Below are 24,791 nucleotides of genomic sequence, written 5' to 3'. Positions count from 1 at the left end.
GTTTGGAGCCGGGTGAAAATTAGGCTTGGGCAACGGCAGCCTTCAAGGCGCGTCCGAAAATCTCGGCAACCCGGTCGATCTCCGTCGCTGTGATGGTCAGCGGCGGCAGGAAACGCACCACGCCGCCCTGCCGGCCACCCAACTCCAGGATCAACCCGCGTTTGAGGCATTCACGTTGCAACCGTGGCGCCAAGCGCGCATCTACCGGCGGGTGGCCCAAGGCATCCGGCATTCCGGCCGGGTCAACCAGTTCGACGCCAAGCATCAGCCCGCGTCCACGGATATCGCCCAGTTGCGCAAAATCCCGCTGCAGGACGTGCAGGTGTTCGCTCAAGCGATCGCCCATGGCGCTGGCGTGGGCCGGCAGGTTGTGTTCCACCAGATAACGCATCACCGCGGAACCGGCAGCCATGGCCATTTGATTGCCACGGAAGGTCCCGGCATGGGCTCCCGGCAGCCAGGTGTCGAGCCAATCGCGATAAACCACCACCGCCAGCGGCAGACTGCCGCCGATGGCCTTGGACAGCACCACCACGTCTGGAATGATGCCGGCGTGTTCGAACGCGAACATTTTACCGGTGCGGCCAAAACCACTCTGGATCTCGTCGACAATCAACGCCACGCCCGCCTGCTCGGTGATGCGCCGCAACCCGCGCAGCCAATCCAGATCGGCCGGTATGACCCCACCCTCGCCCTGCACCACCTCGACAATCACTGCCGCCGGCAATTGCACGCCGGCCTCGGGGTCGGTCAGCAGGTTTTCCAGATAATGCAGATTGGCCTTCACCCCCGAGGCACCGCCCAAACCGAACGGACAGCGGTAATCGTAGGGGTAAGGCATGAATTGCACGCCGTTGCCGAGCAAGGCGCCCAAGGGTTTCTTCGGTCCCAGGCTGCCCATCAGGCTCAGCGCCCCCTGGCTCATGCCGTGATAACCGCCCTGAAACGACAACACGGTGCTGCGCCCGGTGGCCGTGCGCACCAGTTTGAGAGCAGCTTCCACCGCATCAGTGCCGGTGGGGCCGCAGAACTGGATCTTCGCCTCGGCGGCAAGGTCCGCCGGCAACAGGCCGAACAGGTCCTGGACGAAGCGATCCTTGACCGGCGTGGTCAGGTCCAGGGTATGCAAAGGCAACTCATCGCTCAGCACCTGCTGGATCGCCTCGATCACCACCGGATGGTTATGCCCCAGGGCCAGGGTGCCGGCCCCGGCCAGGCAGTCGATGAAAGTGCGACCCTCGACGTCCTCGACATACAAACCCCTGGCGCGCTTGAGGGCCAAGGGAATGCGCCGTGGATAGCTGCGGGCGTTGGACTCCTGCCGGCTCTGGCGGGCCAGCAGCGGCGACTCGTTGAATTGGTAGAGCGTCTCGGTCGGCGCGCAACTGACCCGCGCCGGCTGTGCTTCGATAAGACTATTGGCGACTGACATCTCTCGACCCCGCAATACACTGTAGTAGTGACCCAAATGGCACACCGGGCAGGTGCGCATCCGGTCGGGGCGCACGTGCAGGTTTCCTGTTGTGGAAACGCACCGGCGCGGCAAGGATTTACTCTGGAATCGAACTTTCCCCCGCTGGCTCGACCAGTGGCTTGTGCATGGCAATGGCGGTGACACCGCCGATGGCGAACGCCTCGGCGCTTTGCCTGAACCCCAGATGTCGATAGAACCCATGGCTGCTGCGTGTGCTGTTGAGTGTCACCTGGACGACCCCGCGACCGCGCAACCACGCCTCGATATCCCGTACCAGCGCTCGCCCGGCACCGCGGCGAAACCATTCCGGTTGCACATAGCAGAACGCGATCCGGCCTGAAACCGAGGCCATGGCGGTGCCCACCAGCCGCCCCTGCAAACGCGCCAGGGTCAGGCGCAACCTTGGGTCGAGCAGTAAGGGTTGTAGGTGAGCGAGGGTGTTGTGGCGTATCCAGGCTGCCACGATGCGCGGGTCGTTACGGTGTTCGGCGGCACATCCGAGGCGGATGGAGCGTTCGGCGATCCGGCTGATGATGCCGGCATCGCTGGGGGTGGCGGTGCTGATTTCAATGAGTGGTTCCATGGCGCGGTGTTCCTCAGTCCTTGAGTCGAGCTGAGAAAAACATAGCCCCGGATGAGGTGGGTGCGCCAATGGCAGGTCGTTACAACGGATGTATGCAGCTCCCCGGTAAACCTGGGTTAACCCACCTGTACAGGCATCGTCAATTCAACCCGCAATCCGTCCGGACGGCTGTCGAAATGCAGACCGCAACCACAACGCTGGACGATGGCCTGGACAATCGCCAACCCCAGTCCGCAGCCGGTGCTCTGGCCATTGCGCCAGAAGCGCTGGGTCAGGTACTGGATATCGTCGGCATCAATGCCGGGACCATGATCGCGAACCTGGAAGCGTACACGCTGGCCAATCATTTCCAGGCTCAATTGCACCTCGGTCCCGTCCGGCGTATGCCGCAAGGCGTTGTCCAGCAGATTGCGCAAGGCGGCGATGGAAAGCACCGCCGGCATTTGCACCGGCGCGTCGGACACCCCGGGTGCCAAGTGCAGCTTGATCCGCTGGGGAGCGCCGCCGGTCGCATCCTGGATCGCCAGTCGCGCCACTTGCTCGGCGTTGCATTGCACGCCATCGTCGAACGACAGGCTGCCCTCGACCCGGGCCAGCAGCAACAACTGTTCGAGGGTGCGGTGCAAGCGGTCGGCGCCCTCCTCGGCCCGGGCCAGGGACTGATCGCGGGCGACGCCTTCGGTCATGCGCGCCACTTGCAGGTGAGTCTTGATAGCCGTCAACGGGCTGCGCAGCTCATGGGCGGCATCGCCGGTCAGCCGGCGCTCGCGCTCAATGGTCTTGCCGATACGCTGGAACAGCTGGTTCTGGGTCTCCAGCAACGGCCGCAGCTCACTGGGCAGCGGATGGATCTGCAGAGGCTCCAGGGAGTCGGCATTGCGTCGCATCAATGCATCGCGCATGCGATTGAGCGGTGCCAGGCCCTGGCCGATGCCCAGCCATAACAGGCACAAGCAGCCCAGCAGCGCCACGCCGACCGGTACCGAGGCCGCCAACAGCACCGACATGTTCAAGGCTTCGCGTTCGATCTGGCGGTCGGCGGTGGTGATGCGCAAATCCCCTCGGGCCAGGGTGAAACTGCGCCAGGGCGCGCCGTCGATCATCTGGTCGTGAAAGCCCAGCTTCTCGGCTTCCAGGGTTTGGTCTGGGGTGCCATGGCTGCGGGCCAGGATCTCCCCCCGCAAGGAGCTGACCTGGCAAGCCATGCCCCCCGGAATGCTCACATGCTCGGTCCTCAGGTGCGTGCCTTCACCTTTGCTGGGCAATGGCGGCATCTGCTCCAGCAGCCCGGCGACCATCCGCGCCGAAGCCACCAGTCGCTGGTCGAGGGAAAACATCATCTGGTTGCGCAGATCACTGAGCATCCACGCCGCCGCCAGGGCCCAGATCAGGGCGAAGGCCGCGCCGAGGGTCAGGCTCAGGCGCAATCGCAGGCTCATCACTTGGAGGACTCCCCGTCGTCGGCCGGCCCCAGCCGATAACCCAGCCCGCGGACCGTCTCGACAATGCCATTGCCGAGCTTGCGCCGCAGGTGATGGATATGGACGTTGAGGGCGTTGCTTTCCAGTTCGTCATTGAACCCGTAGACACTGTCCTTGAGTTGCTCGGTGGACAGGACCCGACCGCGACTGTGCAACAGCGCCTGCAGCAATGACTGCTCACGCCGGGAAAGGTCCACCGGCTGTCCGCCGAGGGTGGTTTCCCGGCTGCTGGGGTCGTAGGTCAGGCGGCCGTGCTCGATCAGATTGACGCTGCGCCCCGCCACGCGCCGTAGCAAGGTGTGCAGGCGCGCCGCGAGTTCACGCAGATCAAAGGGTTTGAGCAGATAATCATCGGCACCGGCCTGCAAGCCGTCGACCCGGTCGGTCACCGAGTCCCGGGCGGTGAGGATCAGCACCGGTATTTCCAGACCTTGCTGGCGCAATTGGCGCAACAATTTAAGGCCGTCCTCGTCGGGCAGCCCCAGGTCCAGCACCATGACGTCGAACCGGGCCACGCCAACCATCGCCCGCGCCGCCGACGCCGTGGCGACGTGTTCGACGGTCAGGCCCTGGGCCGTGAGCCCGGCGACGATCCCGCTGGCGATCAACTCATCGTCTTCGCAGACCAGTACGTGCATGGTAAGCCCCGTGGAAAAAGGTACATTAGGCCGCCGGCCGATTAAGCCGACATTATGCGACGAGTACGGCAAACATGGGCGATCATTGCTACCTGCCGATCGTCGCCGGGTTAATCGACGGTTAATCGCCAGTCGCCATCGTGCATTCCACTTGCTTCGTTCTAAGGCTTTATCCATGCGTCGATTGTTTTTGCTGTGGCTGCTCCTGATCTCGGGCCTGGCCCAGGCCGCCAATCCGTTCGAGACCAAAACCGATTTCCTGCCGGTGGAAAAAGCCTTCGTGTTCACCTCCGAACGCCTGGACTCCGGTGAAACCCAGTTGTTCTGGCAGATTGCCGACGGCTACTACCTGTATCAGCAGCGACTCAAATTCGACGGTCTTGCCGAGGCGCAAAAACCGAAGTTGCCGGAGGGTGAAGCCCATAGCGACGAGTTTTTCGGCGATCAACAGGTTTATCGTCAGGCGCTGGAACTGAAAATCCCCGCCGGCGCCACCGGCAAAATCAAGGTCGGCTTCCAAGGCTGCGCCGACGCGGGCTTGTGCTATCCACCCCAGACCCAGGTGGTGGACCTGGGTGGCACTGCACCAGCGGTTGCCAATGGTGAGGCGCCGGACCAGGCCTTGGCCAGCGGCCTGCAGCAACGGGCCTTGGGCTGGAGCCTGCTGGTGTTCTTTGGCCTGGGCCTGTTGCTGGCGTTTACGCCGTGCTCGCTACCCATGCTGCCGATCCTGGCCGGGGTGGTGGTGGGCAGCGGCGCCAGCCCTCGGCGTGGATTGGCATTGGCCATCAGCTACGTGATCAGCATGGCCCTGGTGTATGCCGCCATGGGCGTAATCGCCGCGCTGCTGGGGGCCAACCTTCAGGCGCTGCTGCAGCAACCGTGGCTGCTGGGCACTTTCGCGGCGATATTCGTGGTGCTGGCGTTACCCATGTTCGGTTTCTTCGAATTGCAGTTGCCGGCCGCCCTGCGCGACCGCCTGGAAAGTGCCGGACGCCAGCGCCGCGGCGGCAGCCTGGTGGGCGCCGGCATTCTCGGAGCCTTGTCCGGCCTGTTGGTGGGCCCGTGCATGACTGCCCCGCTGGCCGGTGCGCTGCTGTACATCGCCCAAAGCGGCAATGCGTTGCACGGCGGGCTGATCCTGTTCGCCATGGGCGTGGGCATTGGCCTGCCGCTGTTGCTATTGGTGACCGTGGGCAATCGTTTCCTGCCCAAACCCGGCGCCTGGATGAATGTGCTCAAGGGCGTGTTCGGCTTTCTGTTCCTGGGCACCGCGATCCTCATGATCCGCCCGGTCATCGACGGCTCGCTGTGGATCGGCCTGTGGGGCACGTTGTTGTTGATTGCCGCCTATAGCGCCTGGCGGCAGACCGAAGGTTTCGGTCGCACAGCCTATGTATGCGGCAGCGCGTCGCTGCTGTTCGGTCTGTGGGGCAGCCTGCTGGTGATCGGCGCGGCGGGTGGCGGCGATGATTTCTTCCAGCCCCTGAAGGTCTATGCCGGCACCTCGGAAAGCTCGGCCGTTAGCGCCCATGATGCCTTTATCACGGTCAGCGAGCCTGCCGCCCTGCAGCGGGAACTGGATGCGGCCAAGGCCCAGGGCCAATGGGTCTTGCTGGACTACTACGCCGACTGGTGCGTGTCCTGCAAGATCATGGAAAAACAGGTGTTCGGCCGCACCGATGTGCTGGACGCCTTGAAAGACGTACGCCTGGTGCGTCTGGACGTCACCGCCGACAATGCCGCCAGTCGCGAACTGCTGGGCCGCTATCAAGTGCCGGGGCCACCGAGCCTGCTGTGGATTGGCGCCGACGGTCAAGAGCGGCGCAGCCAGCGGATCACCGGGGAAGTCAATGCCAAGGAATTCCTGGAGCACTGGAACATGACTCGGAAGGCGCGCTGATGCTGACGTTTACCCTCGGCACCTTTGCCATTGCGCTTAACCATCTATTGCTGATCAGCGCGTTGGCACTGGCAACCCTGGTGGGCTGGCGAGTAGCCAAGCGCGGTGGCGAAAACCCGGAATCGGTGCTGTTCGTGCTGTTTTTGCTGGGGCTTCTGGCCGCACGGATCGGCTTCGTCGGCGCCTACTGGAACCATTACCAGGATGACCTGTGGCAGATCGTCGACCTGCGCGACGGCGGTTTTCTGGCCTGGCCGGGGATCGTCGCGCTGGTGATTGGCGCGTTGCTGTGGGGCCGGCACCGACCGGCCTTGCGCCGGCCGTTGGGTTTCGGCGTGGGCAGCGGTCTGTTGTTCTGGCTGGTGGCGACGATGTCATTGACGATCTATGAACAAGGCACCCGACTGCCGGAAATCAATCTGCGTAACGCCAACGGCGAGACGGTAAAACTCACCGATTACCAGGGCGGGCCCCTGGTGATCAACCTCTGGGCCACCTGGTGCCCACCCTGCCGGCGCGAAATGCCCGTGCTGGAAGAGGCCCAGCAGCAGCGCCCGGACCTGACGTTCCTGTTCGTCAACCAGGCCGAAAGCATGCAAAGCGTCAGCACTTATCTGGCCACCCAGGGCTTGAGCCTGGACAACGTGCTGTTTGATGGCAGCGGTCGCCTCGGTCAGGCCGTCGGTTCCATGGCACTGCCAACCACCTTGTTCTACAGCGCCGACGGCCGCCTGCTGGACAGTCACTTGGGCGAATTGTCAGAAGCGAGCCTGGCCCGCGCCCTGGAGAACTTCGAAACGCCGGATTCAACATCGGCTCCCCACTCCGCCACAAGGAAACCCTCATGCCCCGCCTCCGCCACTTGCTGACCCTGGCCGTCGCCGCCACGCTGTCGCAGGCACCGCTGCTGCACGCCGAAGAACTGCCCGCGGCCATCAAGAAAATCGAAGCCAAGGGCGCGAAAATCGTCGGCACGTTCGAGGCGCCGGACGGATTGCGCGGTTACGCGGCGCAATACCAGAACCGTGGGATGGCGCTGTACCTGACACCCGATGGCCAGCATGTCTTGCTGGGCAACCTGTACGACGCCGACGGCAAGGACCTGAGCGCCGAGCCGCTGCAAAAGCTGGTCTATGCCCCAATGGCCAAGGCCATCTGGGGGAAGATGGAAGCGAGCAACTGGATCGCCGACGGCAGCAAGGACGCGCCGCGCACCGTCTATCTGTTCAGTGACCCGAACTGCCCGTACTGCAACATGTTCTGGGAACAGGCACGGCCATGGGTCAAAGCCGGCAAGGTGCAGTTACGCCACATCATGGTGGGCATCATCCGTGAAGACAGCCCAGGAAAATCCGCCGCATTGCTGGCGGCCAAGGACCCTGAGAAAGCCTTGGAAACCCACGAGAAGGCTGGCAAGGGCAGCGCGCTCAAACCCCTCAAAAACATACCGCCGGCCATCCAGGCAAAACTGGACGCCAACCTGCAATTGATGGAAGAGCTGGAACTGTCCGCCACCCCGGCGATTTTCTACCTGGATGACAAGGGCGAACTGCAACAGCAGCAAGGCGCACCGTCGCCGGACAAGCTGGTGAAGATTCTCGGGCCGAAGTGAGATCGACCTAGAGGGCCTCATCGCGAGCAGGCTCGCTCCCACAGGGGATGTGTGGCGACGACAAAATCAGCGTCAGGCACAGATCAAAATGTGGGAGCGAGCCTGCTCGCGATGGCGTCGGGTCATCTGCGCAGAAACTCCAGCAAGGCTCGGGTCACGAATTCCGGGTTTTCCAGGTTGGAGATATGCCCCGCCTCTGGAATCAGCACATGCGGGCAGCCGATCAGCTCAGCCATTTCCAGCGCCTCGGACGGTGGTCGCGGTTTGTCCTGGTCGCCGCACATCACCAGCGTGCGCCCGGCGTCGAGCTCAGGCAGGCGCGGCAGGATGTCGTCCCGACCAAAAATGATCCGTCCCAACGGCACGACGCTGTCGCGCAGGCGGTCGGTCGGCAGTGCGGCCAGTGTGGTGCGAAACTGCTGGTAGAGCGCTGACTGCGGATCGATGCCCGGCCGGAAAAAGATCGGCACGACAATGTCCAGCAACGGCTCGGGGATGCTACCGCTGGCTTCGATCTTGTCGAACAGCGAAAAGTAATACTGGCGAGTCGGTTCAGGTTCGACCCCTACGTAAGTGTCCATCAACACCAACGCCTCAAGCCGCTTGGGCGCCATCAGCGCCAGCCGTGCGCCCCACATCCCGCCCACCGAAAGCCCCACCAGACTGAAGCAATCGACCTCCAGATGATCCATCAACGCCAGTGCCTGGCGAGCCAGATCGTCCAGGGACGTCATGCCCTCAGGCAAACGCCCGGACTGGCCGTGGCCCCAAAGGTCCAGGGCGATCACCCGGTAATGCCGGGACAGTGCCTCGATCTGCGGCGCCCACATGGTGTGATCCCACAGGTAGCTGCTGCCCAGCAGCACCACCGGGCCCTGGCCTTGGTCCAGGTAGTGAAGTGATTGCCCATCAAGGGTTGCAAAAGGCATTGATGACCTCCTTGTGTTGAATGGAGAAAAAGCCTTGGGAGACTGAGCCGTACAGGGCGAGGCGTCAACCGTGGGCTTTGCGGTGTTAGTAATGACGCCATCGCGAGCAGGCTCGCTCCCACCGGGGATTTGCGTCGATCACAAATCCATTGTGGGAGCGAGCCTGCTCGCGATGAGGCCTCTTATAGACGCCGCAGAACTACAATCCTTCCAATTGCGCCATCAAATCATTCAACCGATCCACCTTCTCCTCGGTAATTTCACTGGCCGCCAGCCCATCGATGTATTCGGCCAGTTCCTGCACCGTGCTGCACTCGAACATCGCCCGCAGCGGCACATTGCGTTGCAGGGCTTTTTGTACCCGCGAGGCGATTTGCGTCGCCAGCAACGAGTGGCCGCCCAGTTCGAAGAAATTGTCTCGCACCCCCACCCGCTCGACCTTGAGCACCTGGGCCCAGATGTCCGCCAGGGTCTGCTCCAGCTCATTGCCTGGCGCCTGGTAATCCTGGCTGTGCAACTGGCCGATTTCCAGGGCCGGCAAGGCGTTGCGGTCGAGTTTGCCGTTGGCGTTGAGGGGCAAGCGCTCAAGCCACAGCCAGTGCAGCGGTACCATGTACTCCGGCAGTTCGGCGCGCAGACGCTGCTTGATGCGTTCCAGGCGTTCGGTCGGCTTCAATGCCGAATCGGCGGCGACCAGATAGCCCACCAGATGCTTGCCGTTGGCGCCTTCCTGCACCCCCACCGCGCCATCGCGCACCTCGGGCTGTTCATGCAAGCGCGCTTCGATTTCCCCCAGTTCGATGCGGTAACCACGAATCTTTACCTGATGATCGATGCGTCCGACGTACTCCAGCACGCCATCGCGACGCCGCCGCGCCAGGTCACCAGTGCGGTACAAGCGCTCCCCTGGCGCCCCAAACGGGTTGGGCACAAACACTGGGGCAGTGCGCAATGGATCACTGACGTAACCGCGCCCTACCCCGGTGCCTGCCACGCACAACTCGCCCACCGCACCCAGCGGCACCAGGTCCAGCGCACCATCAAGCAAGTACAAACGGTTGTTGTCGGTGGGCGTACCAATCGGCAGGTAGCTGCCACGGGTCGAGGCCATGTCGACCCGGAAGAACGCCACGTCATCGGAGCATTCCGCCGGGCCATAGGCGTTTACCAGGCCAATGTCCGGGTAACGCAACAACCATTGATGGGCCAGCTCCGGCGGCATCGCTTCACCAGTGGGCAGCATCCAGCGCAGGCCGTCCAGGCCGATGCGTTCCTGGGCGAGCATGCCCTGGATCAGTGACGGCACGCTTTCCAGCACCGTGATGGCCTGGCGTTGCACATGCTCGAGCAGCCCTTGCGGGTCGTGGGCGATAACGTTGGGCACGATGTCCACCCGGGCGCCGAACAACGGCGCGGCGAGGAACTGCCACACGGAAATGTCGAAACTCTGGGAGGCGGTCTGGGCAATCACGTCAGTCTCGCTCAAGGCCAGGTACGGCACTTTGCTGAGCTGGTTGTTGAGCATGCCGCGTTGTTCCACCATGACGCCTTTGGGCAACCCGGTGGAGCCCGAGGTGTAGATCACGTACGCCAGGCTGTCCGGGCCGCTGTAGATGCCAGGGTTTTGCTGCGAAACATCGCTGGCCTGGACGCTTTCCCACACCAGCAACTTCGGCCGCCCGGAACAGGCGAACTCGTCCAGCAGCGCCAGCGCCTGGGCATGACAGGCCTGGGTGCAGACCAGCAGCGGCGTGCGGCTCAGCTCAAGGATGCGGCTCAGACGCTGACTTGGCAGGCCCGGGTCCAGCGGCAGGTAACCGGCACCGGCCTTGAAGCTGCCGATGATCATGCCGAGCAGGTCCAGGTCGCGCTCGGCCAGCAACGCCACCGGTTGATCGAGGCCCACGCCCGACGCGATCAAGGCATGGCCGAGGCGGTTGCTCCGTGCATTCAACTCGGCGTAGCTGTACGTCCTGTCCAGGCAGGTGGCGGCCACCCGTTGCGGATGGGCCGCGACCCGGGCCTCGAACAGCTCGACGTAACTTTGCTCCAACGCATAGGCACGCTCGCTCTGGTTGCAGCCTTCGATCAGGAAGTCCTGCTCCTGGGCGCCAATCAGCGGCAGCTCGGCCATGTCACCGTGAAAACCTTCCATCAGTGCCAGCAGCAAGCGCTTGAACTCACCCAGCAAGCCCTGGACAGTGGATTCATCGAAGTAACGCTGGTCGTAGGACAGATGCAACCCCAAGTCATCCCCCGGGTAGCAGACCGCCGTGAGCGGGAAGTTGGTGTGGGTGCGGCCCGAGTCAGAGGTGGCGTTGAGGCTTTGGGCGCGATCCAACACCGAAACTTCCACCGGCGCGTTCTCAAACACGAACAGACTGTCAAACAACGGTTGGCCCTTGGGCAGTTCGCTGACTTCCTGGATGCTCACCAATGGCAGGTATTCGTACTCGCGCAGTTGCATGTTGCTGTCGAGCAACTCACTGAGCCATTGGCGCACACTGCAACGCTGATGATCGTCGGGCATCCGCACGCGCAAGACGATGCTGTTGATGAACAGGCCGACGGTGCGTTGCATTTGCGGCAGTTCCACCGGGCGTCCGGCCACGGTGACGCCGAACAGCACGTCCCGATCGCCGCTCACCCGCCGCAGCACCAGCGCCCACGCGGCCTGAGCGAAGGTGTTGACCGTCAGTTGATGAGCCTGGGCCAGTTCGCGCAACCGGGCACCGTCGTGGACATCGAGACGGGTGTAGCAGTCGCCGACAATCATGCCGCCGCTGTCACCGGCGTGTTCACGCAGCAACGGCCGGTCGGTGGGGATCGGCGTGGTCCGTTCGAAACCTTGCAGGTTGCGCGTCCACCATTGCCGCGCCTCGGCCAGACTCTGGTGTTGTAACCAGCCGATGTAATCGCGATAACGCGGCGGCTCGGCCAGTCGCGGTTCGCGGTGTTCGCCAAGGGCGGTGTAGATCTCGAAGAAATCCTCCATCAGCAACGAACGGCACCAGGCATCGATCAGGATGTGGTGGTTGCTCATCATGAACCAGTAACGCGCCGCGCCAACCCGGATCAGGCGCAAGTGGAACGGCGCCTGGTTCAACAGATCGAAACCGGCCTCGCGCTCGTGCTTGAGCAACGCCTGGAGTTTGGCGTCCTGCTGATCCTCGGGCACTTCACACCAGTCCAGATAATCCACTGGCGTGCTGCCAGGCTTGTGGATGATTTGCAGCATTTCTTCGCCGACATTCCAGCAGAACGACGCGCGCAAGGCTTCATGACGAGCGATCACGGCTTGCCAGGCTTGAGCGAAACGTTGCCGATCCAGTTCGCTGTTGATGCGGTAGCGGTCCTGCATGTAGTACAGGCCCGTGCCTGGCTCCAGCAATGTGTGCAGCAGCATGCCCTCCTGCATCGGCGTCAGCGGGTAGACATCTTCGATCTGCGCGGCCGGCACCGGCAGGCTGTCGAGTTGGGCCTGGGTCAGTTTCGCCAGGGGGAAGTCCGAGGGCGTCAGGCCGCCCGCCGCGTCCGTCAGGCAATGTTCGATCAGGCCCTGCAGCTCATCGAGGTAGGCATCGGCCAGCGCAGCGATGGCCTGGCGGTCGTGCCGCTCAGCGCTGAACGTCCAGCGCAGCACCAGCTCGCCGCCGCTGACCTGACTGTCGACACTCAGCTCGTTGGGCAGCGGCGCATCGGGGTCGTGGATCGCCCCCAACGCAGCGTCCAGCGGCTGGAACAGCGCGTCGTGGCCCAGGGTCTGATCGAGCTGCCCCAGGTAGTTGAAGGTGATCGCCGCGTGCGGCAGGCCGGCCATCGCCTGGCGCGTCGCGGCGTCAGCCAGGTAGCGCAGCACGCCGTAACCGAGGCCCCTGTGAGGCACCGCGCGCAGTTGTTCCTTGATGGCCTTGATCGAGGTGCCGAAGTCGTCACCCGCCGGGCTCAGGCGCAGCGGATAAACGCTGGTGAACCAACCCACCGTACGGGTCAGGTCGATGTCATCGAACAGCGCCTCACGGCCGTGCCCTTCGAGCTGGATCAGCGCCGATTCGTGGCCGCTCCAGCGACACAGCACCCGGGCCAGGGCGGTGAGCAGCAAGTCGTTGACCTGGGTGCGGTAGGCCCGCGGTGCCTGTTGCAACAGTTGCCCGGTGCGCTCGGCGTCCAGGCGCACGCTGACGGTTTCGGCGTGACGTTCCTCAAGCCCGCCGTCAGGATGGGCGCAGGGCAGCGCCACATCCGGGCCGCTCAACCGCGCTTGCCACCAACCCAGTTCCTCGCGCAGCGACTCGCTGCCGGCGTAGGCCTGCAAGCGCGCGGCCCAATCCCGGAACGGGCTGGTCTTGGCCGGCAGGTCTGCGGTTTGCCCGGCGCTGATCTGGCGGTAGAGCGTTTGCAAGTCATCCATCAACACCCGCCACGACACACCATCAACGACCAGGTGATGGATCACGATCAGCAGACGTTGGCGGCCATCGGGCAACTGCGCCAGCACCGCGCGCAGCAAAGGCCCGCTCGACAGATTCAGGCTGCGCTGCGTCTGGGCAAACACCGTTTCACAGGCCTGCTCACTCTCCACGTCCACCTGCCGCAACAGCGCCGCTTCGGACAATGGTCGGTGCTCGGCGCGCCAATGCCCGGCCATGTCGGCAAAGCCCAGGCGCAACGCATCGTGCTGTTGGAAAACGCTGCGCAATGCCTGTTCCAGCACGGAGGGTTGCAGGGTGATGGCCGGCTCCAGCAACAACGCCTGGTTCCAGTGGTGACGGTTGGCAATCCTGCTATCGAAGAACCAATGCTGGATCGGCGTCAGCGCCGACTCACCGGCGAGCAGCCCCTGCTCAGCGCTCACTGACTGACTGTGGCTGGCAACACAGGCCAGGGCCTGCACGGTCTGGTGCTGGAACAGGTCGCGGGGCGTGAAGTGAATGCCCTGTTGCCGGGCACGGCTGACGACCTGGATGGACAGGATCGAGTCGCCGCCCAGTTCGAAGAAGTTGTCGTTCAGGCCGACCTGCTTCACGTTCAGTACCTCGCACCAGATCGCCGCCAGGGCCTGCTCCAGGGCACTGCTCGGTGCCAGGTAATGTTGGCGATTGAGCTCAGGATCCGGCATTGGCAAGGCACGCCGGTCGAGCTTGCCATTGGCGGTCAGCGGCATGCTCGCCAGCAGGATCAGGTGGGTGGGCACCATGTAGTCCGGCAGTTGGGCCTTGAGGTGATTTTTCAGCGCTTCGCGCAGGGCCGCTTGTTGCTCGGTGTCCTGTTCAACGACGTCGGTCACTAGGTAGCCGGCCAGTTGCTTGCCGCCTGGCATATCGAGCGCCAATACCACCGCCTCGCGCACGGCGTCATGTTCCAGCAGGCGGCTTTCGATTTCCCCCAGTTCGATGCGGAAACCGCGGATCTTCACCTGATGGTCGATCCGCCCCAAATACTCCACCTGACCATCGACGCGCTGGCGCACCAGGTCACCGGTGCGGTACAGCCGTCCACCATCGGCGGCAAACGGATCGGCGACGAAGCGTTCGGCGGTCATGCCCGGACGCTGGTGATAGCCCTGGGCCAATCCCGCGCCGCCGACGTACAACTCCCCGGTAGCGCCTTGGGGCACCAGGGCCAGGTCGGCATCGAGGATATAGGCCACCCGCGCGCCGACCACGCTGCCAATCGGCACACTCGCCGCGCCCTCTTCCAGTTGCTCAGGGGCCAGACTCGCCAGTGGCATGACCACGGTTTCGGTCGGGCCATAGGCGTTGAAGAACAGGCGCGGCTTGAACGCCGCCCGGATGCGTTGCAAATGCTCGCCGGTCAGGGCTTCGCCACCGGTGATGCACATGCGCACCGGCAGGGTTTGTCCCTGGGTCGCCAGCCATTGCGCCAACTGGCTGCCGTAGCTGGGGGTGAAGCCGAGGATGTTGATGCGCTGTTCGCGAATCAGCCCGCAGATCTGTTCGGCGTCCCACTGCCCTTGTGCGCGCAGCACCACCTGGGCACCGCTGAGCAGCGGCACCAGCAGGCGCTCGGTGGCGGCGTCGAAGTTGATGGAATAGAAATGCAGCTCGCAATCGTCCGGGCGCATGCCGAAACGCTGGATCACCGCCTGGCAGTGCATGGCGATTTCACCGTGGGACACCACCACGCCCTTGGGCTTGCCAGTGGAACCTGAGGTGTAGATCAGGTAGGCCTGATGCTGCGGCAGGTTGATCAGCGGCGGTGCCTGGTCCGGGTAGCCGGCCAGGGCCGGGCTATCGTCCTCCAGGCACCAGCCCTCTACACCGGCCGGCAATGGGCCCAGGGCCTGGAACATCGCCCGGTCGCTGAGCAGCAGACCGAGACCACTGTCTTGGATCATGTAATGCAAACGGTCCAGCGGGTATTCCGGGTCCAGCGGCACGTAGGCGCCGCCGGCCTTGAGGATCGCCAACAGGCCAACGACCATCTCCAGCGACCGTTCCAGGGCCAGGCCCACCCGCACCTGCGGCCCGACGCCGCGCTCGCGCAGCATCCAGGCCAGGCGGTTGGCACGGCGTTCGAGTTCGGCGTAAGTCAGGGTCTGCCCGGCAAAGGTCAGGGCCGGTGCGTCGGGGCGCGCCAGGGCCTGTTCGCTGAACAGTTGATGGATGCATTGATCCAGGCGGTGTTCGCCGGGTTCGACGCCGAGGCTGTCGAGCATCTGTTGCTGCTCGCGGGCATCGAGCAACGGCAATTCGCTTAGCCGCTGGGTCGGACCGGCCAGCAGTGCCTCCAGCAGATTGCGCCAGTGTCCGGCCATGCGGGCGATGCGCGGTTCGTCGAACAGGTCGGTGCTGTAGGTCAGGCAACAACCCAGGCGATGGTCCAGGTCGGTGACTTCCAGATTCAGGTCGAACTTGGTGGCCCGGGCGTCGTTGGCCAGGTATTCGACGCTCATCCCGGCCAGCGTGCGGCTCTGCTGAAACTCCCAGCGCTGCACGTTGCACATCACCTGGAACAGCGGGTTGTACGCGGCACTGCGCGGTGGTTGCAGGGCTTCGACCAGATGATCGAACGGCAAATCCTGATGGGACTGGCCTTCGATCACCGTCTGACGCACTTGCTCGAACAACTCAGCCACCGACATTTGCCCATCGAGCTGGCAGCGCAGTACCTGGGTATTGAGGAACGCACCGATCAGCCCTTCGCTTTCCGGACGGATGCGGTTGGCCACCGGCGCGCCGATGCGCAGGTCGGTCTGGCCGCTGTAGCGATAAAGCAGCACGGCCAGGGCGGCGGTCATGGTCATGAACAGGGTTAAGCCCTGTTGCGCGTTGAAGGCGCGGACTCGGGAGGCGAGATCATCACTGAGGTCGAATCGGAACAATTCACCGCAATGGCTTTGCACCAGCGGACGCGGACGGTCGCCCGGCAATTCGAGCAACGGGTGTTCGCGACCCAGTTGTGTGGTCCAGTAGTCCAGTTGCCGTTGACGCTCGCCAGACTCCAGCCACTGGCGCTGCCAGACGCTGTAGTCCAGGTACTGCACCGGCAAGGGTTCCAGTGGCGATTCACGGTCGTCGATAAAGGCTTCGTACAGCGCACTCAGTTCCCGGGCAAAAATATCCATTGCCCAGCCTTCGGTGACGATGTGGTGCAGGGTCAGCACCAGGTAATGTTCCTGCTCGGCGGTCTTGACCAGACAGACCCGCAGCAATGGCCCGGTTTCCAGGTCGAAGGGTTTGTGGGCTTCGCTGTCGGCCAGTTGCTGCACCCGCTGTTGGCGAATATCGACGGCCAACGTCGAGAAATCTTGCCAGTCCATGCGCAGGCCGGTGTTGGCGTGCACCTGTTGCCGGGGCACGCCATCGACGCTGGGGAAAGTGGTGCGCAGGGTTTCATGGCGCAGGACCAACGCCTGCAACGCCGCCTCGAAACGCCCGACATCCAGCACCCCGCGCAACCGCGCCATGCCGCCGACGTTGTAGGCCGGGCTGTCGGGCTCCATTTGCCAGAGGAACCACATGCGCTGCTGGGAATAAGACAACGGCACCGGTTGGCTGCGATCGACCTTCTCGATCGGCGGTTGCCGGTTGGTCTGGCCGCTGGCCTTTATCAAGCGCACCTGTTCGGCGAACGCACCCAACTCGCTGGCCTCGAACAAGGTGCGCAACGGCAGCTCGATATCGCAGGCCTGGCGGGTGCGGGAAATGATCTGGGTCGCCAGCAGCGAATGACCGCCCAGTGCAAAAAAGTCGTCCCGCAGACCGATGCGGTCGAGCCCCAGCACGTCGCGCCAAATGCCAGCGACCTGCTGCTCGAGGGCACTGACCGGCTCGACGTGTTCACGTACTTGCCAGTGCGGTTCGGGCAAGGCACGACGGTCGAGTTTGCCGCTGGGGCTCAGGGGCATGGCGTCCAGGCGCAGCAATTGCGCGGGCACCATGTAGTCCGGCAGTTCGGCGGCCAGGGCGGCGTTGAGTCGGGCGTTTTGGAGGTCCTGATCTTGCCCGACATCGCAAGCGGTGTAATAGCCGATCAGTTGCGGGCCGGCCGAGGTCTCGCGTACCAGCACCGCCACTTGGGCCACGCCGTCCTGGGCCAGCAGCCGCGCTTCGATTTCCTGTGGTTCGACCCTGAAGCCGCGCAGCTTGACCTGTTGGTCGAGACGGCCAAGGTATTCGATCACGCCATCGGCGCTCCAGCGCACCCGGTCACCGCTGCGATACAACCGCGTGCCCGCCACGCCCAGCGGGTCGGCGATAAAGCGCTCGGCGCTCAAACCCGGACGCCCGAGGTAACCCCGAGCCAGCCCCAGGCCGCCGATACACAATTCACCCGGCACACCGGCGGGCACGGGGTTGAGTTCACTGTCGAGCACGCGGCACACCACATTGCTCAGCGGCCGGCCGATGGGCGAGCGCTCGCCGTCGGCGACGCTGCAATGCCAGTGGGTGACGTTGATGGCGGTTTCGGTCGGGCCATAACGGTTGTGCAATTGCGCCGACGGCAGCTGCGCCAGCACGCGGTTGCGCAGTTCGGCCGGCAAGGCCTCACCGCCACAGAAGACCCGGCGCAGGCTGGTGCAGCGGGCGCTCAGGGGCTCGTCGATAAACAGGCTGAGCAGCGGCGGCACGAAGTGCAGCGTGGTCACGCCAAATTGTTGGACCAACTGCGCGATGCGGTGCGGGTCACGGTGTTCGCCAGGGCCGGCCAGCACCAGTTGGCAACCGGTGATCAGCGGCCAGAAACACTCCCACACCGACACGTCGAAACTGATCGGCGCCTTTTGCATCAACACATCGGTTTCGTCCAGCCCGTAAGTGTCCTGCATCCATTGCAGTCGCTCGGCCAGGGCGCCATGGGTGTTGCCGACGCCTTTGGGTTGGCCGGTGGAGCCGGACGTGTAAATCACGTAGGCCAGGTGATCGCCATCCAGGTGCAAGCCCGGCGGGTTGCTCGGCCATTGCTCCAGGTGCAAGGCATCCATGGCGATGACGCTGACGCCCTCGCAGAGGGGCAAGCGTTCAAGCAATGCAGTTTGCGTCAGCAGCAGATCGACGCCGCTGTCCTTGAGCATGTAGGCCAAACGCTCGGCCGGGTAATCGGCATCCAGCGGCACGTAGGCGCCGCCGGCCTTGAGGATCGCCAGGACACCGATGAGCAACTGCGGCGAACGCTCGGCGGCAATCGCCACGCACACGTCCGGACCGACGCCTTTGTCGCGCAGGTAATGGGCCAGGCGATTGGCCTGGGTGTGCAGCTCGGCGTAATCCAGGCAGCCATCGTCCCACAGCAGCGCAGTGCGTTGCGGCGTGCGCCGGGCCTGCTCGTTCAACAGCTCCGGTAGCCATTGGCGGGCCGGCGCGCACGGGGCCGCGCCCCACTGCTGCTGTTGGGTGTATTCATCGGCGCTCAATAACGGCACATCGCCGATGGCCTGCTGCGGATCGGCACAGACCGCGTGCAACAGGTTGCAGTAATGCATCGCCAACCGCGCAATGGTCGGCGCCTCGAACAGCTCGTCGGCGTAGTCGAACGACAGCGTCAGCCGGCCGTTGCGATCCTCTTCGCTGTGCAGTTGCAGGTCGAACTTGGCTTCGTGGCTGTGCCACGGCAACTCCTCGGCCAACAGCCCCGGCAAACGACGCAAGGCGCTCAGGTCTCGCTGTTGATGGTTGAACATCACCTGGAACAGACCTTGCTCGCGCGCCTGGGGGAACGCTTCGAGCAGTTGTTCGAACGGCAGGTCCTGATGGGCCTGGGCACCGAGCGTGGCCTCCCGGGCCTGGGCCAACAGTGCGGCAAACGGCTGGCGCGAATCGACCTGCCCGCGCAGCACCTGGGTATTGATGAAAAAGCCGATCAGCCCCTGGGTCTCCAGGCGTGGACGGTTGGCGTTGGGCACGCCGATGCGGATGTCGGACTGGCCGGTGTAACGCTGTAACAGCGCCTGGAAGGCCGCCAGCAACAGCATGAACGGGGTTGCATCGTGGGCCTGGGCCACTTGGCGCAAGGCATCGCCGAGGCCTTTGTCCAGGCGCAGGCTATGGCGGGCGGCGCTGCGCTGGCGTTGTGCGCTGCGGGGATGGTCCGTGCTTAGGGTCAGGGTCGGATGTTCGTCGCCCAGTTGCTGTTTCCAGTACGTCAGTTGCCGCTCGGCCTCCCCTTGAGCCAACCACTGGCGCTGCCAACTGCCGTAGTCGGCGTACTGCAACGGCAACGGCGCCAGCGCGGCGACCTGCCCCTGGCATGCAGCAGCGTACAACCGGGCAAACTCATCGATCAGTACGCTCATCGACCAGCCGTCGGCGATGATGTGGTGCAGCGTGACCAACAATTGGTGGTCACCCTCATCGAGACGCAACAAGGTGACCCGCCACAGTGGGCCCTTCTGCAAATCGAACCGCAGCGCCGCTTCATCGTCACGCATCTGCCGCGCCTGGGCTTCGCGCTGGTCGGCGGGCAGGTCGCTGAGGTCGATCACGCGCAGCTTGAACTCACCGGCCGGATCGACCTGTTGCAGGGCGACACCCTCGCGCTCCAGAAATCGTGTGCGCAGGGCTTCGTGGCGTTCGAGCAGTTGCTGGAAACTGGCCCTTAGTGCGTCTTCGTCCAACTCACCGCGCAGGTGCAAGCCGCCGGGGATGGTGTAGGCGCTGCTCGCCGGATCCAGTTGCCAGGTGATCCACAACCGATTCTGGGCAAGGGATTGCGGCAACGCTTCGTGGCGCGGCAACGGGCTGATCACGCCTTGGGCCTCGCCCCCTTCCAGTTGCTGATTCGCCACCGCTGCCGTGAACGCTGCGAGGGTCGGCGCTTCGAACAACAAGCGCAGATTCAGCGCCAGCCCTAGCCGCTCTTGCAGCCGTGCGACCACTTGAGTGGCGGCGATGGAGTTACCGCCCAACAGGAAGAAATGATCGTCGCCATGGACTTGTTCAATCTGCAACTGCTCGCACCAGACTTGGCCGATCAATGTTTGCAACGGCGATGACGAGCGGGCGTCAGGGCTTGCTTCAACCTCGACTGAAGGGAACTGCGCATAGCTGTCGAGACTGCCGTCGGCCCATCGGGTCCGGCACGCCGAGCGTTGCAACTTGCCGCTGGAGGTCTTGGGCAACGCGCCCGGATTGAGCAACACCACCACACTCGGCGCTTGCTGACAGGCTTCGGCCACCGCCTGGCGAATGGCTTTGATCAACGCTTGGGGTGGCAGGATCTTCTGCACGCTGCGGCCGATTTCCGCCGCGATACCGATGCCTTCCTCGCCGCCATCGTCGACCGCGAACGCCGCCACCCGACCCTTGCGCACGACTTCCACTTCCCGCTCGATGGTTTGCTCGATGTCCTGGGGATAGAGGTTATGACCGCGCACGATCATCAGGTCCTTCAGGCGGCCGGTAATGAACAGCTCACCCTCACGCAGGAAACCCAAGTCGCCGGTGCGCAGCCAGGTGCGGCCATCGTACTGGACGAATGTCTTGGCGCTGGCCTCAGGGTTTCGCCAGTAGCCATGCGCAATGCTCGGCCCGCAGGCCCAGACTTCGCCGACCCGGTTGTCGGTCAGCGGCTGCAAGGTGTTGGGCTCGACGATCAGCACCGCATGCCCGGGCTGGCTCACGCCGCAACTCATCACCGTACTGCCCTGCCCTGGCTCGGCACGATGGTGCGCCAGTGCCGTGTCGTCCATTTGCAACGACGGGATGCCTTGACTGCGCGGTGTGCCCGCGACGAACAAGGTGGCTTCGGCCAGGCCATAGGACGCCATGAAACTGTCCGGCGTGAAGCCGCACGGCGCGAATTTCTCGGCAAAGCGTTCCAGGCTGTCGAGACGGATCGGCTCGGAGCCTGAATAAGCCACGCGCCAGCCGCTCAGGTCGAGGCGCTTGAGGGCTGATTCACTGACCCGCTCGCTGCACAGCCGATAGGCGAAGTCCGGGCCGCCGCTGATGGTGCCGCCGTATTCGCTGATCGCCTCCAACCAGCGCAACGGCCGGGCTAGGAAGTACGCGGGCGACATCAGCACGCAGGGCACGCCGCTGAAAACCGGCTGCAACAGGCCGCCGATCAGGCCCATGTCGTGGTACAGCGGTAGCCAGCTGACGATCACGTCATCAGGGTTCAGATCGATGCCGAAGCCGTGGCGGATCAATAATTCGTTGGCCACCAGGTTGCCATGGCTGACCTGTACCCCCTTGGGTAATGCGGTGGAGCCGGAGGTGTATTGCAGGAAAGCGATGTCATGTTCCTGCAGATTCGGTTGCAGCCATTTCCCGGCGCGGGCCGGGTCAAGGGTATCGACGCACAGCACGGGCGGAGCCGACTCGATGGCTTGCAGCGGCTCGCGCAGATCGCTGCGGGTGAGCAACAGGCGCGGCTCGGCATCGGCAATGATCGACAGCAGGCGTTCCTGGTGGTGGCGACGGGCGGACTCCGGCGGATAGGCCGGCACCGCGATCACACCCGCGTACAGACAGCCAAAAAACGCCGCGACGTAGTCCGGGCCACTGGGAAACAGCAAAACCGCACGGTCACCAAACGCCGCCTCGGCCTGCAAGGCGGCGGCGATGGTCCGGGCACGCAGGTCCAGGTCGCGATAACTCAGTACAACACTTTGCTCCGGATCGTCGGCAAGGAAGCGCAAGGCCACACGGTCCGGCGACAACGCGGCGCGGCGCTGAAGGGCATGAGCCAGGGTGCTGGGGAGTTCGAACGCGTCGGTCATGAGGTTTCCTGCCTGAAATTCGGCTTGCGAGTGGTATCTGGTGGCCTGCGGAATGCGGTTCGGCATCGGGACTGCCGCCCGAAACCTTCATCCCTGAGAACGGATACCGCCGGCAAATAATTAGTCAGCGGCCTCTTGATCCAGACCCGCCGGAAAGCAGAACACCGCGGCAACGGGTCGCAGTTCTCACGCTGGACTTATCAGCATCAATAATTCTTCTTCTCAATTGACAATCATTATCATTCAGCCTAATTTGTCGCTCGATATGCAGGACGAGTCGGACAGATCCCTCGTCCTGCTAACTTTTTGCAACAAGGTGAATTCCATGACGGAACAAGTATCCACAAGCAGGTGCGACTCACCGTTACTTCAGGCATTCGTGGATAACCGGATGATCCTGGTCAAGATCGCAGCCCGAATCACCGGTTGCCGGTCCCGGGCAGAAGACGTGGTGCAGGATGCGTTTTTCCGGCTGCAATCGGCGCCCCAGATCACCTCGTCCTTCAAGGCTCAGCTCAGTTACCTGTTTCAGATCGTGCGCAACCTGGCGATCGACCATTACCGCAAGCAGGCGCTGGAACAGAAATACTCGGGGCCGGAAGAGGAAGGGTTGAATGTGGTGATCCAGGGGGCTTCGCCAGAAACGTCACACATCAATTTCTCGACGCTGGAGCACATCGCCGACGCGCTCACCGAACTGCCCAGCCGCACCCGCTATGCCTTCGAGATGTACCGCCTGCACGGTGTGCCACAGAAGGATATCGCCAAGGAGCTGGGGGTCTCGCCGACCCTGGTGAACTTCATGATCCGCGACGCCCTGGTGCATTGCCGCAAGGTGTCGGGAGTGCGTGGGGATACCTTTGCCCGGCGGTGATTTTGCACTGATTTTTCGGGCCTTATCGCGAGCAGGCTCGCTCCCACAATGGATCTGCGCACTCACAAAGTCTGTGCTGTGCGCAATCCCTGTGGGAGCGAGCCTGCTCGCGATGGAGCCCTAGGGGCTTACAACCTCACCTCAACCCACACCGATCAAAAAACCGCTCACGCCCCAGAATCATCAGCGCCGCGCGCTTGTGGGGGAAATCGAATTCCTTTTCACAGTGGAAACACTGGTTGTGCAGATGACCGATCATCCGGGCGTTGTCGGCTCGAGGTTCGGCCACCACCCGCTCGGTGCGCGGGTCGTCGAGAAACAGGTAATGCACCAGCGCCGACAGCCAGCTCGCCACCTTGTGCGGGCCGCGGTGTTGCTCCTCGCCCACCAACATGTGAATGCCGCGATCATAATTGTGCACGTCATAGAACGGCGCGATCCGATCCTCCTTGGCCCAATAGGCTTCGAAGTAGGCGAAAGGCTGGTCGTCGAAACAACCGATCAAGGTCAGCACCCGGGGATCGCGCTGCAGTGTGCTCAGATACTCGCGATGTTGTTCCAGGCTGCCCTCCTCCTGCCAGAAACTCGCCACCCGAGGACTGTTCTGCCAGCGGTTGAAGCGCGTCAGGTCCTGTTCGATTTCCAGGGTGCGCAACGACACCCAGGCTCCCAGGCGCGCATCGAAGCGCCGATACACCTCGCCTCGCGGCTTCATGGGCCGGCGCGGATGACGCTTGCCATCGGTGATGATCATTTGTTGCGGATAGCTGCCGTTGAACGACTCCCCCAGCCAGGGTTGCGGCAGTTGCCAGAACATCGTGCGCTCGCAGATGAATTCGTCGGCACACTCGCCGGGCGTCAGCAGTCCGCTGAGCAAGGCTTCACCGGGGCGCTCGGGCAGATGCCAAGTCAGGCGTCGGCATTCAGGATCGCGGGCGAACAGCCAATAGCAGGCCGCCCAAAGCGCCGGGCCTACGGGCCGATCGTTGATTTCCTGCAAATACACATGCAGCTCGGTACCACGCTCCAGGCGCAGCCGGATCAGCGGCGCGCCCTCAAGCATCAGGCTCAGGTGGCGTTCGGTTTCATCGGCGCCGAGACGGCGACCGCCGGGTAAAGGCAGCGTCGTCGGGTGCTTGAGATTGGACATGGGCGGGGCTCACGTAGTCGTCGGTAGTCAACGTGTGACGTGAGCCAGGCAGGGAAATTTAGTGCCCCGTTCAATGATCGTGCGCTGGCACCAGCTGTATCTGGTAGGGCTTGAAAATCGCCAGCATCTGCCCGTCGTCCCGCAGCTTTTGCAGCAGCCGCTCGAACGCTTCGCCAGAGATCGGCGCCTGGGGGCGGATCAGCGCGTAATGGTGGTAAATCTGATCGATACGTTCGGATATCAGCAATTGAGGGTCTACGTCAGGATTGCGCAGCACGTAGTCGATGAGGTACGAACGGGTGACCAGCGCAATGTCCGCACGCCCGCGCAAGACCATCAGCAGGTTGCTGTCATGGGAATACGTCAGCGTGGCGTTGTATTGGCCGGTCAGGAACTTGGGGTCGGCGTTGAATTCGGCAAAGGCGTAGTGGTAACCGCTGAACAGCGCCAGGCGCTTGCCCCTCAGATCAGAGAAATAGTCTTGCTGACGATCCGGCTGACGCTGGGCAACGAAGATTTCCGCATCTTCCAGACCCATGTCTACCGCAGTATGAGGCACATCCTTCCAGCCCCAGTCCGGGTTCTCGAAAATGGCCATGTCGACCCGGCCCTGCTTGAAATCATTGAAGCGGCGCGGAATCGACGTCGGAACCAGCACGAATTGATAGTCGCTTTGGGACCGGTTCAAGGCCTCGACCAACTGCGGCAGCAAACCGGTATCCGCGCCAGTTTCGGGGCGTATCGTGTAGGGCGGAAAATGCGCTGCGCCAATCCGGACCAGTTGCGCCGCCGTGACCGGCAACGCGAACACTGCAATAAACGCAGCCAGCAAGACGCGCGAGGCTATCCCCTTCGTTGAAAACGTCAAGACAGCTCACTCCCCAGAAAGTTAATCATCAGTGAATCCAACCAGGCATCTCAATGCACATTACGCAGGGCACGCAAGGCGACCACTCAGCGG

At 63.5% G+C, this 24,791-nt stretch carries 12 protein-coding genes; 4 read left to right on the top strand and 8 right to left on the bottom strand.

Going from position 1 to position 24,791, the window contains the following annotated elements; all coding sequences use genetic code 11:
- Window positions 1-19 precede the first annotated feature (19 nt).
- From MKS85_RS07085 to MKS85_RS07070, 4 genes are all read right to left on the bottom strand, one after another.
- Window positions 20-1,432 (bottom strand): aspartate aminotransferase family protein, encoded by a 1,413-nt coding sequence (locus MKS85_RS07085; protein ID WP_047227280.1) that lies wholly within the window; start codon window positions 1,430-1,432, stop codon window positions 20-22.
- Between the two features lie 118 nt (window positions 1,433-1,550).
- On the bottom strand, window positions 1,551-2,057 hold the full coding sequence (locus MKS85_RS07080) for a GNAT family N-acetyltransferase (protein WP_310662785.1): 507 nt from the start codon (window positions 2,055-2,057) through the stop codon (window positions 1,551-1,553).
- 116 nt (window positions 2,058-2,173) lie between these two features.
- Entirely contained in the window at window positions 2,174-3,499 is a 1,326-nt protein-coding gene (locus tag MKS85_RS07075; RefSeq protein WP_047227136.1) for an ATP-binding protein, read from the bottom strand.
- Entirely contained in the window at window positions 3,496-4,176 is a 681-nt protein-coding gene (locus MKS85_RS07070) for a response regulator (protein ID WP_047227135.1), read from the bottom strand. The genes MKS85_RS07075 and MKS85_RS07070 overlap by 4 nt, the downstream gene beginning before the upstream one ends.
- A gap of 175 nt (window positions 4,177-4,351) precedes the next feature.
- On the opposite strand from MKS85_RS07070, the gene dsbD reads away from it, so the two are divergent.
- Genes dsbD through dsbG form a run of 3 tightly spaced genes read left to right on the top strand, consistent with a single transcriptional unit; the run spans window position 4,352 to window position 7,691 of the window.
- On the top strand, window positions 4,352-6,079 hold the full coding sequence (gene dsbD / locus MKS85_RS07065; protein ID WP_310662784.1) for a protein-disulfide reductase DsbD: 1,728 nt from the start codon (window positions 4,352-4,354) through the stop codon (window positions 6,077-6,079).
- A complete protein-coding gene (locus MKS85_RS07060; RefSeq protein ID WP_310662783.1) occupies window positions 6,079-6,948 on the top strand; it encodes a TlpA disulfide reductase family protein in 870 nt (289 codons plus the stop codon). The genes dsbD and MKS85_RS07060 overlap by 1 nt, the downstream gene beginning before the upstream one ends.
- Window positions 6,924-7,691 (top strand): thiol:disulfide interchange protein DsbG, encoded by a 768-nt coding sequence (dsbG, locus tag MKS85_RS07055; RefSeq protein ID WP_310662782.1) that lies wholly within the window; start codon window positions 6,924-6,926, stop codon window positions 7,689-7,691. The genes MKS85_RS07060 and dsbG overlap by 25 nt, the downstream gene beginning before the upstream one ends.
- A 122-nt stretch (window positions 7,692-7,813) precedes the next feature.
- Here dsbG and MKS85_RS07050 read toward each other — a convergent pair whose 3' ends face one another.
- Entirely contained in the window at window positions 7,814-8,620 is an 807-nt protein-coding gene (locus MKS85_RS07050; protein WP_310662781.1) for an alpha/beta fold hydrolase, read from the bottom strand.
- A 199-nt stretch (window positions 8,621-8,819) separates the two neighbouring features.
- Complete coding sequence (locus tag MKS85_RS07045; RefSeq protein ID WP_310662780.1) at window positions 8,820-21,806, bottom strand: non-ribosomal peptide synthetase; 12,987 nt, start codon at window positions 21,804-21,806, stop codon at window positions 8,820-8,822.
- Window positions 21,807-22,131: 325 nt separating this feature from the next.
- Here MKS85_RS07045 and MKS85_RS07040 point away from each other — a divergent pair, with 325 nt between their 5' ends.
- Window positions 22,132-22,680: an RNA polymerase factor sigma-70 gene (locus MKS85_RS07040; protein WP_025212663.1), complete on the top strand. Its 549-nt coding sequence runs from the start codon at window positions 22,132-22,134 to the stop codon at window positions 22,678-22,680.
- Between the two features lie 136 nt (window positions 22,681-22,816).
- Here the strand turns inward: MKS85_RS07040 and MKS85_RS07035 are convergent, their stop codons facing one another.
- Together MKS85_RS07035 and MKS85_RS07030 are read right to left on the bottom strand one after the other, a co-directional pair.
- Window positions 22,817-23,830 (bottom strand): GNAT family N-acetyltransferase, encoded by a 1,014-nt coding sequence (locus MKS85_RS07035; RefSeq protein WP_310662779.1) that lies wholly within the window; start codon window positions 23,828-23,830, stop codon window positions 22,817-22,819.
- Window positions 23,831-23,900: 70 nt separating this feature from the next.
- Window positions 23,901-24,698: a PhnD/SsuA/transferrin family substrate-binding protein gene (locus tag MKS85_RS07030; protein WP_310662778.1), complete on the bottom strand. Its 798-nt coding sequence runs from the start codon at window positions 24,696-24,698 to the stop codon at window positions 23,901-23,903.
- Window positions 24,699-24,791: the final 93 nt, after the last annotated feature.

Source organism: Pseudomonas sp. JL2, assembly GCF_031570495.1.
In the GTDB taxonomy this organism is placed as follows: Bacteria; Pseudomonadota; Gammaproteobacteria; order Pseudomonadales; family Pseudomonadaceae; genus Aquipseudomonas; species Aquipseudomonas rhizophila.
The sequence above is the reverse complement of the archived record's forward strand: the minus strand, read 5'-3'. Positions and strand labels throughout refer to the sequence as shown.